The sequence below is a fragment of the Pseudomonas sp. B21-021 genome, assembly GCF_024749205.1.
Taxonomy (GTDB): Bacteria; Pseudomonadota; Gammaproteobacteria; order Pseudomonadales; family Pseudomonadaceae; genus Aquipseudomonas; species Aquipseudomonas paraglycinae.
The window spans coordinates 2,285,881-2,301,349 of record NZ_CP087192.1 but is presented as its reverse complement, the minus strand read 5'-3'; the positions used below and the strand labels follow the sequence as shown (position 1 = coordinate 2,301,349).

16 protein-coding genes, 1 tRNA gene and 1 pseudogene are annotated in these 15,469 nt (G+C 57.8%); 5 read left to right on the top strand and 13 right to left on the bottom strand.

Annotated elements, in window-relative coordinates; genetic code table 11:
• Positions 1 to 15: 15 nt before the first annotated feature.
• Positions 16 to 1,953, bottom strand: coding sequence for a bifunctional 5-dehydro-2-deoxygluconokinase/5-dehydro-2-deoxyphosphogluconate aldolase (iolC, locus tag LOY31_RS10255; RefSeq protein ID WP_221534597.1), 1,938 nt, complete (start codon positions 1,951 to 1,953; stop codon positions 16 to 18).
• 308 nt (positions 1,954 to 2,261) lie between these two features.
• Here iolC and LOY31_RS10250 point away from each other — a divergent pair, with 308 nt between their 5' ends.
• Both LOY31_RS10250 and LOY31_RS10245 read left to right on the top strand, forming a co-directional pair.
• Positions 2,262 to 3,182 (top strand): MurR/RpiR family transcriptional regulator, encoded by a 921-nt coding sequence (locus LOY31_RS10250; RefSeq protein WP_085607793.1) that lies wholly within the window; start codon positions 2,262 to 2,264, stop codon positions 3,180 to 3,182.
• A gap of 120 nt (positions 3,183 to 3,302) precedes the next feature.
• Complete coding sequence (locus LOY31_RS10245) at positions 3,303 to 4,424, top strand: Gfo/Idh/MocA family protein (RefSeq protein WP_258713188.1); 1,122 nt, start codon at positions 3,303 to 3,305, stop codon at positions 4,422 to 4,424.
• 144 nt (positions 4,425 to 4,568) lie between these two features.
• Here LOY31_RS10245 and LOY31_RS10240 read toward each other — a convergent pair.
• From LOY31_RS10240 to thrS, 9 genes are all read right to left on the bottom strand, one after another.
• Positions 4,569 to 4,645, bottom strand: a tRNA-Pro gene (locus tag LOY31_RS10240).
• An 89-nt stretch (positions 4,646 to 4,734) separates the two neighbouring features.
• Positions 4,735 to 5,091, bottom strand: a complete 357-nt coding sequence (locus LOY31_RS10235) for a MerR family transcriptional regulator (protein ID WP_003179985.1) — start codon at positions 5,089 to 5,091, stop codon at positions 4,735 to 4,737.
• Positions 5,072 to 5,374: an integration host factor subunit alpha gene (ihfA, locus tag LOY31_RS10230; RefSeq protein ID WP_002553164.1), complete on the bottom strand. Its 303-nt coding sequence runs from the start codon at positions 5,372 to 5,374 to the stop codon at positions 5,072 to 5,074. The genes LOY31_RS10235 and ihfA overlap by 20 nt, the downstream gene beginning before the upstream one ends.
• A gap of 3 nt (positions 5,375 to 5,377) precedes the next feature.
• On the bottom strand, positions 5,378 to 7,756 hold the full coding sequence (gene pheT, locus LOY31_RS10225) for a phenylalanine--tRNA ligase subunit beta (RefSeq protein ID WP_085607825.1): 2,379 nt from the start codon (positions 7,754 to 7,756) through the stop codon (positions 5,378 to 5,380).
• A 26-nt stretch (positions 7,757 to 7,782) separates the two neighbouring features.
• Entirely contained in the window at positions 7,783 to 8,799 is a 1,017-nt protein-coding gene (pheS, locus tag LOY31_RS10220) for a phenylalanine--tRNA ligase subunit alpha (protein ID WP_011333387.1), read from the bottom strand.
• 109 nt (positions 8,800 to 8,908) lie between these two features.
• Positions 8,909 to 9,265, bottom strand: a complete 357-nt coding sequence (gene rplT / locus LOY31_RS10215; protein WP_007913489.1) for a 50S ribosomal protein L20 — start codon at positions 9,263 to 9,265, stop codon at positions 8,909 to 8,911.
• Between the two features lie 30 nt (positions 9,266 to 9,295).
• Complete coding sequence (gene rpmI / locus LOY31_RS10210; protein ID WP_002553160.1) at positions 9,296 to 9,490, bottom strand: 50S ribosomal protein L35; 195 nt, start codon at positions 9,488 to 9,490, stop codon at positions 9,296 to 9,298.
• A gap of 60 nt (positions 9,491 to 9,550) precedes the next feature.
• Positions 9,551 to 10,102: a translation initiation factor IF-3 gene (infC, locus tag LOY31_RS10205; protein ID WP_170929410.1), complete on the bottom strand. Its 552-nt coding sequence runs from the start codon at positions 10,100 to 10,102 to the stop codon at positions 9,551 to 9,553.
• A complete protein-coding gene (gene thrS, locus LOY31_RS10200; RefSeq protein WP_007956031.1) occupies positions 10,102 to 12,024 on the bottom strand; it encodes a threonine--tRNA ligase in 1,923 nt (640 codons plus the stop codon). Before thrS ends, infC begins: the two co-directional genes overlap by 1 nt.
• A 372-nt stretch (positions 12,025 to 12,396) precedes the next feature.
• On the opposite strand from thrS, the gene LOY31_RS10195 reads away from it, so the two are divergent.
• Entirely contained in the window at positions 12,397 to 12,699 is a 303-nt protein-coding gene (locus LOY31_RS10195) for a hypothetical protein (protein ID WP_011333385.1), read from the top strand.
• Between the two features lie 290 nt (positions 12,700 to 12,989).
• On the top strand, positions 12,990 to 13,202 hold the full coding sequence (locus LOY31_RS10190) for a cold-shock protein (protein WP_007956027.1): 213 nt from the start codon (positions 12,990 to 12,992) through the stop codon (positions 13,200 to 13,202).
• Between the two features lie 71 nt (positions 13,203 to 13,273).
• Here the strand turns inward: LOY31_RS10190 and LOY31_RS10185 are convergent, their stop codons facing one another.
• Positions 13,274 to 13,591, bottom strand: coding sequence for an I78 family peptidase inhibitor (locus LOY31_RS10185; protein WP_007956025.1), 318 nt, complete (start codon positions 13,589 to 13,591; stop codon positions 13,274 to 13,276).
• A gap of 167 nt (positions 13,592 to 13,758) precedes the next feature.
• Complete coding sequence (locus tag LOY31_RS10180; RefSeq protein ID WP_007956024.1) at positions 13,759 to 14,064, bottom strand: hypothetical protein; 306 nt, start codon at positions 14,062 to 14,064, stop codon at positions 13,759 to 13,761.
• Positions 14,065 to 14,194: 130 nt separating this feature from the next.
• On the opposite strand from LOY31_RS10180, the gene LOY31_RS10175 reads away from it, so the two are divergent.
• Positions 14,195 to 14,407: a hypothetical protein gene (locus LOY31_RS10175; RefSeq protein WP_007956023.1), complete on the top strand. Its 213-nt coding sequence runs from the start codon at positions 14,195 to 14,197 to the stop codon at positions 14,405 to 14,407.
• Positions 14,408 to 14,440: 33 nt separating this feature from the next.
• Here LOY31_RS10175 and LOY31_RS10170 read toward each other — a convergent pair.
• Positions 14,441 to 15,468 (bottom strand): annotated as a pseudogene (locus LOY31_RS10170) (nucleoside hydrolase).
• Position 15,469: the final 1 nt, after the last annotated feature.

The window sequence follows — 15,469 nt, the reverse complement described above, 5'->3', positions numbered from 1 at the left end:
ATGTTCAACCGCGGCTCAGGCCCGGGCCGTACGCCAGGCATCGATCAGTTCGACAAAGGTGCTCTGTACCTGGCGGATCAGCGTCTCGTCGTCGATTTCCCCGGCCAGCCAGGCGCGGCTCGGCTCCTGGAAAATCGTCCGGCCCACGGCGAACCCGCGGCAGGTCTGGCTCTGACTGGCCTGTTGAAAGCCTTCGGCCAACGCTGACGCCGGGGCATTCAGGCCCAGAAGCACCACGCCTCGGCAATAGGGATCGCGTGCCTGGATCAGTTCGTCGAGCTGTTGCCATTCCTCGGCGCTTTGCGCTTCGATCTTCCACCACGCCGGATAGATGCCCAGGTTGTAGAGGCGTTTGAGCGCGCGATACAACACGTCGGGATGCGGTGAGGGGTGATCCTTGGGCGGGATGATTTCCAGCAGCAGTTCGTGACCGCTGACTTGTGACGCCTGATACAGCGCCTTGATCTGCGCTTCCTGCTCCAGCCGCAGCATCGGTTCGTCGTCCGGGTGGAATTGCACCAGGCATTTGATGATTTGTTCTTGCGGCCAGGCGATCAGGTTGCTGCCGATCGAGCGCCCGTGTTCGAAGGCCAGCGGCCGCGAACCCTGCACCTCGACCGGCCGCGCCACCCACCAGCCACGGCCGGTCGCGGCGTTCAGCGAGTCCTGGCCGAAACGCTGATCCGCCAGCAGCCCGACATCGGCTTCGATGCCCTGCTCGCGCAAATCGCTTTCGACCCGCTCCACGGCCTTGATGAACAGTTGCTTGAGTTCGCCGATGGCGCCGAGGTCGCGTCCGCCCTTCTGGGCCAGTTCCACCAATTGCCCGCGATGGTCGAAGGCAAAGATGAACAATTGCTTCCACTGTTTGCGCGGCACACTGACCTGATGCAGGCGTTGCAGGGTGACGTCCTGATCCGGACGGGTAATCGGCACCGGGCTGCTGAACAGGTAATCCAGTTCGGCACGGGTCGGCATCGCCGGCGCGCAGGCATGACGCGACACCACCAGTCCACCGCAGGCATTGGCCAACTGGCAGCAACGCTCGTCGCTTGCGTCCTCCAGCCAACCGCTGAGGAAACCCGACATGAACGCATCGCCGGCGCCCAGCACGTTCAGCACTTCGACTCGCACGCCGGGATAAATCGCGCCGTCTTCAAGACGTTGTGGAATCTCCCCGTGGATCACTGTGCAACCTTGCGGGCCGAGCTTGACCACCAGGGTTGCCGCGCTCAATCGTCGGACATTGCGCAGCGCGGTGAGCAAATCCTCTGAACCGCCGGCCATCAGAAACTCTTCCTCCGTCCCGACCACAAGGTCGAAGCGCGGGAGGATTTGTTGCACATGTTGGGTGACGTTCTGATCGGCAACGAAACGGGTTTCGCCGTCCGCCTTGCCGGCGAGCCCCCACAGGACCGGACGGTAGTCGATGTCCAGCACCCGTTTGACGTTGTGCTTTTCGGCGTAGTCCAGCGCCTGGGTGCTCGCCTTGTAGACGCCGTCGGTGGAGAAATGGGTGCCGGTGATCAGCAAGGCTTTGCTGGAGGCGATAAAGGCTTCGCTGATGTCTTCGGCCCGCAACGCCATGTCGGCGCAATTTTCACGGTAGAAAACCAGGGGAAAGGTTTCCCGATCCTTGAGACCGAGCAGCACCATGGCGGTCAGACGCTCCGGATCGACCTTGATGCCGCTGACATCACAGCCTTCACGGGCCAGCGACTCGATCAGGAAACGCCCCATGTGATCGTCGCCGGTCCGGCTCAGCATCGCCGACCTGAGCCCCAGCCGGGCGGTGCCGAACGCGATGTTGGCGGAGGAGCCGCCGAGGTATTTGGCGAAGCTGCTCACATCCTCCAGCCGTGCCCCGACTTGCTGCGCATAGAGGTCGACGCCGAGGCGTCCGAGGCAAATCAGATCCAATTGACGTCCACTGGCAAAACGAGTCTGGCCCATGCTGGCTCCTGTTATTTTTATCAGCCTGTACCCAACGCGGTGACCGCGCCGGACACTCTTGGTGGATGCAGACTAAAACGAGCCGGATCGAACAATCAATAAATATTCCAATTATTTTTCATGTGGAATATTTTTTCCAATAAACTTCAGTGCAGGCGCTCCAGAGGCAGTGCATCGTTTCAGCAGGCATCGCGCTGGCGCAAGCCCAAGATTTTGTCGGGGCCGAGCCTGTAGACTGCGCACAGCCAAACTATTGTCAGGGGACGAGACGTAACCGTTCCTATAAGAACAAGCCAGAAGGATTATTTATGTCCCGCACCGATCAGCCGGCTACCGCCGAGAGCACGCCCGAGAGCGATCTTGCCAGCCCCCCGATCAATGCCGAGCGTCTGCTGCAGCTCATCACCACTGAATACGAAAGCCTGCCGCGCCAGCTCAAACGCATCGCCAGTTACATGAGCCAGCAAAGCGACCGGATCATGGTCGACCGCATCAGCGACATCGCTCGCGAGTGCGAAGTGCACCCGTCGGCCATCGTGCGGTTTTCCCAGCGTTTCGGCTTCAGCGGTTTCAGTGAAATGCAGGCGCTGTTCCGCGAGGCGTATACCCACAAAGCCACGCCGGTGCAGAACTACCAGCAGCGCATCCGCAGCATGATCGCCAACAAGTCGCAGAAAGCCAGTGGTGGCGATCTGGCCCGCGAGTGCATCGACGCCACCCTGTCGGGCATCGAACGCCTGGGGCAGGAACTCGATGACCAGGCTTTCGAAAAGGCCGTGGACCTGGTGGTCAATGCCGACAATATCTACGTGGTCGGCGTGCGCCGCTCGTTCGCGGTGGCGGACTATCTGGTCTACAACCTGCAACACACCAACAAGCGCATCCACCTTGTCTCGGGCCTCGGCGGCAGCTATCGCGAGCAGATGCGCAGCGTGCGCGCCAATGACCTGGTGATCGCCATCAGCTTCACGCCGTACGGCAAGGAAACCCAGCATTGCCTGCGCATCGCCCAGCACCATCAGGCGAAAACCCTGATCATCACCGACAGCAATCTCTCGCCCCTGGCCAAACGCGCCAACACCCTGCTGCTGGTCAACGAAGGCAGTTCGTTTGCGTTCCGTTCCTTGAGTGCGACCCTGTGCCTTTGCCAGGCGCTGTTTATCGCCGTGGCCTATCGACTGGAGTTGAAGGTGGACGAGATTCACGAGCAGGTCGGCTTTGAAGACTGACCGGAACACCGGCATCCCAGCGAATGCGGCAATTCAAAATATTTATTCCATTATTTGAATGCAGGGAATATTTATTCTATAAACAGGATCTCTGAAAACAAGAACTCAAAGGATCCTGTCATGCGTGAACTCGGAATCGGCCTTATCGGCACGGGCTTCATGGGGCGCGCCCACGCCCTGGCCTTTCGCAATGTCGGCGGGGCATTCGAACTGCCCTTCACCCTTCGCCTGGCCGCCCTGGCTGACGCCGATCCCGCACGCGCACAAGCCTGCGCCACCGCCTGGGGTTTTGAGCAGGCCCATGGCGACTGGCAGCGATTGATCGATGACCCCAAGGTCAACCTGATCGCCATCACCACACCCAATCACCTGCACTACCCGATGGCCATGGCAGCCCTTGCTGCCGGCAAACCGGTTTACTGCGAAAAGCCATTGGCGGTGAATCTTGAACAAGCTCATGCCATGCACGTGGCGGCGAAGCATGCCGGCGTCGTCACCCGGGTCGGCTACAACTACCAACACAACCCGCTCATCGGCCTGGCACGCGAGCTGATCCTGAGTGGCGAACTCGGCGAGATCATCAGCTTTCAAGGTGAGTTCAGCGAAGATTTCATGGCCGATCCAGCCTCCCCCTGGTCGTGGCGCTGCGAACCCGAACATGCCGGTGGCGCCCTAGCGGATCTGGGCAGTCACCTGCTCGCCATGGCGCGCTATCTAATGGGTGATGTCGAAGCGGTGTGCGCCGACTCCCAGACCGTCCATGGCCAGCGCCCGGCCACAACCGGCAGCCAGGAACAACGCCGCATTGCGGTCGACGATCAGGCCCATGCGCTGCTTCGCTTTGCCAGCGGCGCACGCGGCACCTTCAGCAGCAGTTGGCTCAAGCATGGCTACAAGAATCATCTGAGCTTCGAAATCAGCGGCACCCGAGGCACCCTGGCGTTCGATCAGGAGCGTTTGAACGAGCTACGCCTGTGTCGCGCCGGCCAGGGTGGTTTCCAGCGTTTACTCGCAGGACCGGACTTGCCCGGCTACGCAGCATTCAGCCCGGCGCCGGGACATCAACTGGGTTACAACGAGCTTAAAACACTGGAAGTGCATGAGCTGATCATGGCGTTGGCGGGGAACGGGCAAACCGGGACTGATTTTGAAGAGGCATTTGAAGTTGAGAGGCTGGCGACGGCGATTCGGGTCGCGGCTGAGGAGCGGCGCTGGGTGTCTGTCCGTGAGATCACTGGCTAGTTTTGTGTGGGCACAAAAAAGCCGATCGGGGATGATCGGCTTGAGTGTCTGAATTTACTGAAGAGGAAACTGGGATCCCCTGCAAAAGTCCCTGCGCATGAAAAAGCCCAACTCGCTAAAGTTGGGCTAAGTCATTGAATTATATGGTCGGGACGGAGTGATTCGAACACTCGACCCCTAGCACCCCATGCTAGTGCGCTACCGGACTGCGCTACGCCCCGACTAGGTTTGAAACTCGTTCTCCATCTCGAAGAACGCTCAAGAATATATCGCAAGCTTTTGAAAACTGGAAGTATTTAAAAGCAGGAAATTATTTCTTGAGAACCACCAGAACATCTTCGAGCTCGGCGATCATCTGGCGGATCATTTGCTTGTATTGAGTGGTGTCGTCTTTGGCTTCATCGCCGGACAGGCGCAGGCGCGCGCCGCCGATGGTGAACCCCTGATCGTAAAGGAGCGCGCGGATCTGCCGGATCATCAGCACGTCCTGGCGCTGATAATACCGGCGGTTTCCGCGGCGTTTGACGGGGTTGAGTTGAGGAAACTCCTGCTCCCAGTAGCGCAGCACGTGTGGTTTTACCGCACACAGCTCGCTGACTTCACCGATGGTGAAGTAGCGTTTGCCCGGGATGACGGGTAGTTCGTCGTTATGACTTGGTTCCAGCATAAGCCTCAACTCGGGCCTTCAACTTCTGCCCTGGACGAAAGGTGACCACACGGCGAGCCGTGATCGGGATTTCTTCCCCCGTTTTCGGGTTGCGGCCAGGCCGCTGGCGTTTGTCCCGAAGGTCGAAATTGCCGAAACCCGACAATTTGACCTGCTCGTTGTCTTCAAGAGCGTGCCTGATTTCCTCGAAAAACAGTTCAACCAATTCCTTGGCTTCCCGCTTGTTCAGGCCCAGCTCTTCATACAGACGTTCCGCCATCTCAGCTTTCGTCAAAGCCCCCATACGTCACTTCCTTAACGTGGCGTTCAACCTTTGTTCGAGCGAGGTGAGGATATTTTGCGTCGTCGAATTCACCTCATCGTCATTAAGAGTGCGCGATGGATGCTGCCAGGTCAAGCCGACTGCGAGGCTTTTTCTATCAGGATCAATGCCTTTACCCTGATACACGTCAAATAGCCTGAGGTCTGTCAGCCATTCGCCTGCATTTTCACGGATTACGTCCAGTACAGCCGAGGCTGCAACGTCTTTGTGCGCAATCAGTGCCAGGTCACGACGCACTTCAGGAAAGCGCGACAACTCGTGGAATTTCGGCATTTTACCCAGAGCGACTTCAGCCAGAACCAGCTCGAAGACGAATACCGGACGGTCGAGACCCAGGGATTTCGACAGCTCAGGGTGAATCGCGCCGATAAAGCCGACTTCACGCCCTTCCCGCTCGATGCGTGCGGTCTGGCCTGGATGCAGCGCAGGGTGTTTGCCCGGTGCAAAAGTGAACTGATCCAGCGCACCGGCAAAGCCCAGCACTGCTTCTACGTCAGCCTTGACGTCGAAGAAGTCGACGGTATCGCGACCTTGCGCCCAGCCTTCCGGCAGACGGCTGCCGCATACCACACCGGCGATCATCGGCTCTTGCTTCAGACCTTCCAGCTGACCGACGAAGCGCAGACCACTCTCGAACAGACGAACACGATCCTGCTGACGATTGAGGTTGTGCTGCAACGCCTTGACCAGACCCGGCCACAGCGACGAACGCATGGCGGCCATGTCATTGGAGATCGGGTTCGCCAACAGCAGCGGTTCGACGCCCGGGTTGAACAGCTCGAATTGCTTCGGATCGATGAAGCTGTAAGTGATCGCTTCCTGATAACCGCGAGCAACCAGCAGACGACGCAGCTCCGGCAGATCGCTGCGCGCTTCGGCCTTGGCCTGTGGCGCCAGACGAGCTTGCGGGTAACGAACCGGCAGGCGGTTGTAACCATACAGACGTGCCAGCTCTTCGATCAGATCGACTTCCAGGCTGATATCGAAGCGATGGCTCGGCACTTCTACGCGCCACTGCCCTGCTCCGTCGGCGGAAACCTTCAGACCCAAAGCGTTGAGCAGACGCTCGACTTCGGCCGAATCCATTTCCATACCCAGCATCTGGGTGATGCGCTGAGCACGCAGGGTGATCGGCGCGATCGACGGCAGGTGCTGCTCGCTGACGGTCTCGATGATCGGGCCGGCTTCGCCACCGGTGATTTCCAGCAGCAGGCCAGTGGCGCGTTCCATGGCTTCACGGGCCAGTTGCCAGTCCACACCGCGCTCGTAGCGGTGCGAAGCGTCGGTGTGCAGACCGTAGGAACGAGCCTTGCCCGCCACAGCGATCTGGTCGAAGAACGCACTTTCGAGGAATACGTCGCGAGTGGTCGCGGATACGCCGCTGTGCTCGCCACCCATCACGCCGGCAATGGCCAGAGCGCGAGTGTGGTCGGCGATCACCAGCGTATCGCTGCGCAGGCTGACTTCCTGACCGTCGAGCAGCACGAGCTTCTCGCCCTCTTCCGCCATACGTACACGGATGCCGCCATTGATTTCGGCGAGATCGAAGGCGTGCAGCGGCTGACCCAGCTCAAGCATCACGTAGTTGGTGATGTCGACAGCAGCGTCGATGCTGCGGACTTCGGCGCGACGCAGGCGCTCAACCATCCACAGCGGGGTTGGCCTGGACAGGTCAACGTTGCGGATGACCCGGCCCAGGTAACGCGGGCAGGCAGCAGGTGCCAGGACTTCTACCGAGCGCACTTCGTCGTGCACCGCAGGAACGGTCATCACCACCGGACGAGTAACCGGAGCGTCGTACAGCGCGCCGACTTCACGGGCCAGACCGGCCAGGGACAGGCAGTCGCCACGGTTCGGAGTCAGGTCGACTTCGATGCTGGCGTCTTCCAGGTCCAGATAAACACGGAAATCTTCACCTACCGGCGCATCGGCCGGCAGCTCCATCAGACCGTCATTGCCTTCACCGACCTGCAACTCGGATTGCGAGCACAGCATGCCGTTGGACTCGACACCGCGCAGCTTGGCCTTCTTGATCTTGAAGTCGCCCGGCAGCTCGGCACCAATCATCGCGAACGGAATCTTCAGGCCCGGACGCACGTTTGGCGCACCGCACACGACCTGGAAAGTTTCCGCGCCGTTGCTGACCTGGCACACGCGCAATTTGTCGGCATCGGGGTGCTGCTCGGTGCTGAGCACCTCACCCACGACCACGCCACTGAAAACACCGGCGGCCGGCGTAACGCTATCGACCTCAAGACCGGCCATCGACAGACGTGCAACCAGCGCGTCGCGATCTACCTGCGGGCTGACCCAGCCACGCAGCCATTGTTCACTGAATTTCATCCTGCTCTCCTAAGAATTCGTTACGACTAGCGAAATTGCGCGAGGAACCGCAAGTCGTTGTCGAAGAACAGACGCAAGTCGTTCACGCCGTAACGCAGCATGGCCAGACGCTCAACGCCCATGCCGAAGGCAAAGCCCGAGAACTCTTCCGGATCGATCCCGGACATGCGCAACACGTTCGGGTGAACCATGCCGCAGCCCATCACTTCCAGCCAGCCAGTCTGTTTGCAGACGCGGCAGCCTTTACCGCTGCACATCACGCATTCCATGTCGACTTCGGCGGAAGGCTCGGTGAACGGGAAGTACGAAGGACGGAAACGCACGGCCAGTTCTTTTTCGAAGAACACCCGCAGGAACTCTTCGATCGTGCCTTTGAGGTCGGCGAAGTTGATATCGCGATCGACCAGCAGGCCTTCGACCTGGTGGAACATTGGCGAATGGGTGATATCGGAGTCGCTGCGGTACACACGGCCTGGGCAGACGATGCGGATCGGCGGCTTTTTCGATTCCATGGTGCGGACCTGTACCGGCGAGGTATGGGTGCGCAGCAACATATTGGCGTTGAAATAGAAGGTGTCATGCATCGACCGGGCCGGGTGGTGGCCTGGGATGTTGAGCGCCTCGAAGTTGTGATAGTCGTCTTCGACCTCAGGGCCTTCGGCAATGCCGTAGCCAATATGGGTGAAGAACTGTTCGATACGTTCCAGAGTCCGGGTTACCGGATGCAGACCACCGGAGGTCTGACCACGGCCCGGCAGGGTCACGTCAATGGATTCGGCAGACAGTTTGGCAGCCAGTTCGGCTTCCTCAAACAGAGCCATGCGCGCATTGAGAACGCCTGTGACACGTTCCTTGGCAACGTTGATCAGGGCGCCGACCTGCGGACGCTCTTCTGCCGGCAAATTCCCCAGGGTCTTCATCACCTGAGTCAATTCACCCTTTTTGCCAAGGTATTGAACCCGGATTTGCTCCAGGGCATTGATATCTTCAGCGCTTTGCACAGCCTCTAGTGCTTGAGAGACCAGCGCATCCAGGTTTTCCATGTACAGACTCCAGATACAAAATAGGGGAAGAGCTTGAAGGCTCTTCCCCTATTTAAGACGTTTACCACCTGGCCCCACGGAGGTGGGGCCGGGTGATTGTCGGGGGTACTTAAGCCAAGGTGGCTTTAGCTTTCTCGACAATCGCAGCAAACACCGCTTTTTCGTTCACTGCCAGATCAGCCAGAACCTTACGGTCGATCTCGATGGACGCTTTTTTCAGGCCAGCGATGAAACGGCTGTAGGACAGACCGTTAACACGAGCACCAGCGTTGATACGAGCGATCCACAGAGCGCGGAACTGACGTTTTTTCTGACGACGGTCACGGTAGGCGTATTGGCCTGCCTTGATTACCGCTTGCTTGGCAACACGGAATACGCGGGAGCGTGCGCCGTAGTAGCCTTTAGCAAGTTTCAGAATTTTTTTGTGACGTTTACGGGCAATGACGCCACGCTTTACACGAGCCATGAGTTACTTCCTCTATTCTTGATCCAAAAATTAACGAAGGCGCAGCATGCGCTCGACTTTTGCCACGTCAGACGGATGCAGCAAGCTGCTACCGCGCAGTTGACGCTTACGCTTGGTCGACATTTTGGTCAGGATGTGGCTCTTGAAAGCGTGCTTGTGCTTGATACCGTTAGCAGTTTTCAGAAACCGCTTAGCAGCACCACTTTTGGTTTTCATCTTTGGCATGTTCGGATACTCCGCATTCAGTTGATAAACATAATCAGAAGGCCTGCCGTGCCCTGTTGATTACTTCTTCTTTTTCGGGGCGATGACCATGATCAGCTGGCGTCCTTCCATCTTAGGATGCTGTTCGACCGAACCGTACTCGAGCAGGTCAGCTTCAACCCGCTTGAGGAGTTCCATCCCCAGCTCCTGGTGGGCCATCTCACGGCCGCGGAATCGCAAGGATACCTTGGCCCTGTCCCCGTCACTCAGGAAACGTACCAGGTTGCGCAGTTTTACCTGGTAATCCCCTTCCTCCGTCCCTGGACGAAACTTGATTTCTTTTACCTGAATCTGCTTCTGGTTTTTCTTCGCCGCAGCAATCTGCTTCTTCTTTTCGAAGATCGATTTGCCGTAGTCCATCACCCGGCAAACCGGTGGGACTGCGTCTGCAGAGATTTCTACCAGATCAAGCTTTGCTTCTTCAGCAATACGAAGCGCTTCATCAATCGAGACGATGCCAATCTGCTCGCCATCAGCGCCAATTAACCGAACCTCGCGTGCCGAGATATTCTCGTTGATCGGGGCTTTCGGTGCAGCTCGTTTATCTTGTCTCATTTCACGCTTAATAATAATTACTCCGAATCTGGGCGACCACGCCGGGAAACCGCTTGCGCGAGAAACTCAGCGAACTGGGCGACGGGCATCGAGCCCAGGTCAGCACCTTCACGAGTACGCACAGCGACAGTCTGCATCTCGACTTCCTTATCCCCAATAACCAAGAGATATGGAACCTTGAGCAAAGTATGCTCGCGGATTTTAAAGCCGATCTTTTCATTTCTCAAGTCGGACTTGGCACGAAACCCGCTTTCGTTGAGAGTTTTTTCGACCTGAGCGACGAAATCTGCCTGTTTATCAGTGATATTCATGATCACTGCCTGGGTTGGCGCCAGCCACGCAGGGAATGCACCTTCGTAGTGCTCGATCAGAATCCCGACGAAACGCTCGAACGAACCGAGTATCGCACGGTGCAACATCACCGGATGCTTGCGGCTGTTGTCTTCGGAGACGTATTCGGCCCCCAGACGCACAGGCAGGTTGAAATCGAGCTGCAAGGTACCACACTGCCACACGCGGCCGAGGCAATCTTTCAGCGAGAATTCAATCTTCGGACCGTAGAACGCACCCTCACCCGGCTGCAGATCGTACGGCAGGCCAGCGCTATCAAGGGCTGCAGCCAGGGCTGCTTCGGCGCGATCCCACAGCTCGTCGGAACCGACGCGTTTTTCCGGACGAGTGGAGAGTTTCATCTCGACATCGGTAAAGCCGAAGTCGCGGTAAACATCCATGGTCAGCTTGATGAACGCAGCGGATTCAGCCTGCATCTGCTCTTCGGTACAGAAGATGTGGGCGTCGTCCTGAGTGAACGCGCGCACACGCATGATGCCGTGCAACGCACCCGACGGCTCGTTACGGTGGCAGGCACCGAACTCAGCCAGACGCATCGGCAGCTCACGGTAGCTCTTCAGGCCCTGGTTGAACACTTGCACGTGGCAAGGGCAGTTCATCGGCTTGATGGCGTAGTCGCGGCTTTCCGACTCAGTGGTGAACATGTTGTCGGCGTAGTTGGCCCAGTGCCCGGATTTCTCCCACAGGCTGCGGTCAACGACTTGCGGCGTCTTGATCTCGAGATAGCCGTTGTCGCGCTGCACCTTGCGCATGTACTGCTCGAGTACCTGGTACAGCGTCCAGCCATTCGGGTGCCAGAACACCATGCCCGGCGCTTCTTCCTGAGTGTGAAACAGGCCCAGGCGCTTGCCGATCTTGCGGTGATCGCGCTTTTCAGCTTCTTCGATACGCTGGATGTAAGCAGCCAGTTGCTTCTTGTCTGCCCACGCGGTGCCATAAACGCGCTGCAATTGCTCGTTCTTGGCATCACCGCGCCAGTAGGCGCCGGACAGCTTGGTCAGCTTGAAGGATTTCAGGAAGCGGGTGTTCGGCACGTGCGGACCGCGGCACATGTCGACGTATTCTTCGTGATAGTACAGGCCCATGGCCTGCTCGTTCGGCATGTCTTCGACCAGACGCAGCTTGTAGTCCTCGCCACGGGCCTTGAACACTTCGATCACTTCGGCACGCGGAGTGACTTTCTTGATGACGTCATATTCTGTATCGATCAGCTGTTGCATGCGCTGTTCGATGGCCGCCATGTCGTCCGGAGTAAAAGGACGCTCGAAGGCGATGTCGTAATAGAAGCCTTCGTCGATAACCGGCCCGATGACCATTTTTGCAGTCGGGTACAGCTGCTTGACCGCATGGCCGACAAGGTGGGCGCAAGAGTGGCGAATGATCTCCAGCCCCTCTTCATCCTTTGGCGTGATGATTTGCAGCGTCGCGTCGCTGTCGATGATATCGCAGGCGTCGACCAGCTTGCCGTTGACCTTGCCGGCCACGGTGGCCTTGGCCAGACCTGCACCAATGGATGCGGCGACCTCGGCTACGGAAACCGGGTGATCGAATGAACGTTGACTGCCGTCGGGAAGAGTAATAGTTGGCATGGCGCCTCCTCTCCTAGTGGTGACCCCTACCAAAGGTCACGTGGGTTGGGATGAGCCAGTACAAGATCCGATCCAGGCCATTCAATGACGAACGCCTGCCTTACAGCGGCAGGAGCCTTGCGGCCAACCGGAAAACCGAACCAGAGTGACTGGGATTCAAATCAGAAAATTCGTGCACTGCCGCTACCGGGACTGAAGGTCATCCGGAGCCTGCGAACGCCCGAGCGAGGCATGCTAGCACAGATGAACGGTCACCGATGCACTCTGGCTTTTACCGAGAGGCAAATCGTCTGTTTTATGCCAGAGTGCTGAACTTGATTGGCCTTCCGGCCCTCAGATAACAAGACATTGACCCACAAGGAGCATCCTCGCATGCGTCTTAATACCCTGCTTGCTGCAGTCGCCCCCCTCGTTTTGCTGCTGCCGCTGAGCGCCCACGCTGACTGGCCAAAGGGCGAGCGTGAGAAATACATGGCTCAGTGCACCCAGGCGGCCACTCCGCAAATCGGTGCCGCTGCCGCAAAATCCCACTGCGCGTGCGGTGCCGATGCCATCAAGTCCTACCCGGCCAGCGACATTCAGGCATTGATGGACAACAAGGCCACGCCTGAACTGCAACAGAAAGCCTTGGGGCAAATTGCCAAATGCAAGGCCAATACCCCGGCGAAAAAATGATGAAACAGGCCTTTTCACTGCCCCCAGCACTGCTGAAAAGCATCTGAATCAGGCCTTTTCGTACGATTTATGCAGGTTTTACAGGTTTTTTTGTTGTCTTTATTTTTCGCTCGAGGCCTTATAAACCGGGGCCTCCAGCCGAAACAGGCAGTAAAGAAAACACGACTGATTGGCAAACAGCACGTCCGGGGGGCTACCAAAGCGAACATTTCGACTATGATACCCCGGTGTGCCCAGTTGGCCTGAGCAGCACAGTACTACTGAAAATATATGTTTCTTGGAGATACACCATGTCTAATCGCCAAACCGGCACCGTTAAATGGTTCAACGATGAAAAAGGCTTCGGCTTCATCACTCCTCAAGGTGGCGGTGACGACCTGTTCGTACACTTCAAAGCTATCGAAACTGACGGTTTCAAAAGCCTGAAAGAAGGCCAGACCGTTTCCTTCGTGGCTGAGAAAGGCCAAAAGGGTATGCAAGCTGCACAAGTTCGCCCAGAGTAATTTCCCGGCGCACTAAAAAAACCCCGTCCATGTGACGGGGTTTTTTATGGGTGAAACAAAAGCCCGAAGGCTCAGCCGCAGTTGACGCGGGTGATCACCAGGTTCTGATCGGTATTCAGGTTAAGGCGATCGGAACGGTACTCCAAAGTAATCATGTCATTAGGCTTGAGGAAGCGGGCGTTCTGCGCACCGGCTTTCTTGCGTGCCTGCTCCAACAGCTCCGGCGAAGCTTTCTTGCCGAGAGCGAACTCCGCTGCCGATGCTTCACAACGACCATGTCCGGCCTCAGTCGCCACGGGTTCCTTCTGCGACTCGCTGGAGGTCGTAGAGCAACCAGCCAACAGAGCAACGGCCATCAGTGCACCCAGTGACGCGAACTTCCAAGGCATTGAAGCCTCCTTATTTCAATTTTGAGCAGAGATCGTGCGACCGCCAATACGGCGTTTGGTTTCACGGTGAGTGCTATCACCCTGCCCCACGATCGGAAAAACGCCGAGTGTGCCTGAGCAACACCTGAAGCATCACCCCGTAAAACGTCACTGAATATTAATGACGCTCAGTAGACATCAATGTAGTCGTAAGGCGGATTCGGCCAGTTGTCCTTGAGCGCATTAAAAATCTGCATGACCCAGACTTCGTCGCTGGCTGCGACATTTCCCACGTATCCCGAGCCTTTTGCCCAGGTCTCCAGACGAAACAGCAGGCCATCGATGTCCTGACCGCCAGTGACACCCGAAGAGATATAGGCAATCCCGCCCTTGGTCACGCGCAGTTGGGTGTGTTCGTCATCACTGGCCGACGCCAGCATCCGGCGGACAGCATCAAGGGTCAGGCCGTCGGGACTATTCAAATCGATCTGCACAGCGCAATCCTTGTTTTTTTTGCGGAAACGACCAAGTGTCGCATAGCCCTGCGCTCATGCCTAAGTCGCAGTGCCAAACGCTCGGCAAAGTGGTTAACTCAAAACTCCGATCCCGCGACCGAGCCTTGCCATGACCACCGTAAGCATTACCGCCGACATCAAGGCCACCTGGCCACAAGGGCACAGTTCTTACAGTCCGGGCAGTCCGGAGGAATTGGCATTGATCAGCATTGACTTGCTGGTGAAGACGCTGGGAACGCAAGGCGCGCAGTCATTCATCGCCCAGTTGTTCGAGAAGTATCCAGATGACTTCAAAGGAACATCGGACACCGAGAGGGAGTAAAAGCCCGCAAGCTGGCACCTGCGGGCATATGGCTTACTTCAGACGTTTGAGACGTTCGGTCAGCAGATCGAAGAAGCCCTGGGCATCGCCGTCTCCACCCAGAAGGCGTTCTTCGGCGCCTTGAGGCCGTCATACCAGTCGACAATGGTCTGGCCGAAGGTCGGGCCTTCGCGGCTGTCGACCACCACATTTACCGACCGGCCAGTGAACAGCTCAGGCTTGAGCAGATAAGCCACGACGGTGGCGTCATGCACCGGGCCACCCGGAATGCCGTAGTGCTCCATATCGCCTTTGATGTACTCGTTGAGGATGTCGCCGACAATCTTGCTCGCATTGTTGTTCAGCGCCGCAATCTGCTTCAGGCGCGCATCGCTGGTCAGGATCTTGTGGGTCACGTCCAGCGGCAGGTAAGTCAGTTTCACGCCACTTTTGAGCACCACTTCCGCTGCTTGCGGATCGGCGTACAGGTTGAATTCGGCCACTGGCGTGATGTTGCCGCCATTGAAGTGGGCGCCACCCATGATCACCACTTCCTTGATCCCCTGAACGATCTCCGGCTCCTGGATCAGCGCCAGAGCCAGATTGGTCTGCGGGCCGAGCATCGCGATGGTGATGCTGTGCGGCTTGGCTTTTTTCAGGGTGTCGATCAGGTAGTTGACCGCATTGCCTTTGGCCAGGCCTTTTTTCGGCTCGTGCACGGTGACACCCGACAGGCCTTCCTTGCCATGGATGTTTTCGGCGTAGATCGGCGTGCGCATCAGCGGTTTCGGCGCGCCGGCGTACACCGGAATCTCTTCCCGCCCTGCCCACTCACGGGCCAACCGCGCATTGCGCGAAGTCTTGTCCAGACGCACATTGCCGGCCACGGTGGTCAACGCGCGAATGTTCAGTTCTTCCGGTGAGGCCAGGGCAAACAACAGGGCGACCACGTCGTCGGCGCCCGGATCGGTGTCGATGATCAGGTCGATTTTTTCCGCCGCCTGGGCGCCGGTCGCGGTTATTACGGACAAAAGCAGCAGACTCCGAATCAATTGATGCATTTTTTGAGCATAGCGGTGCATG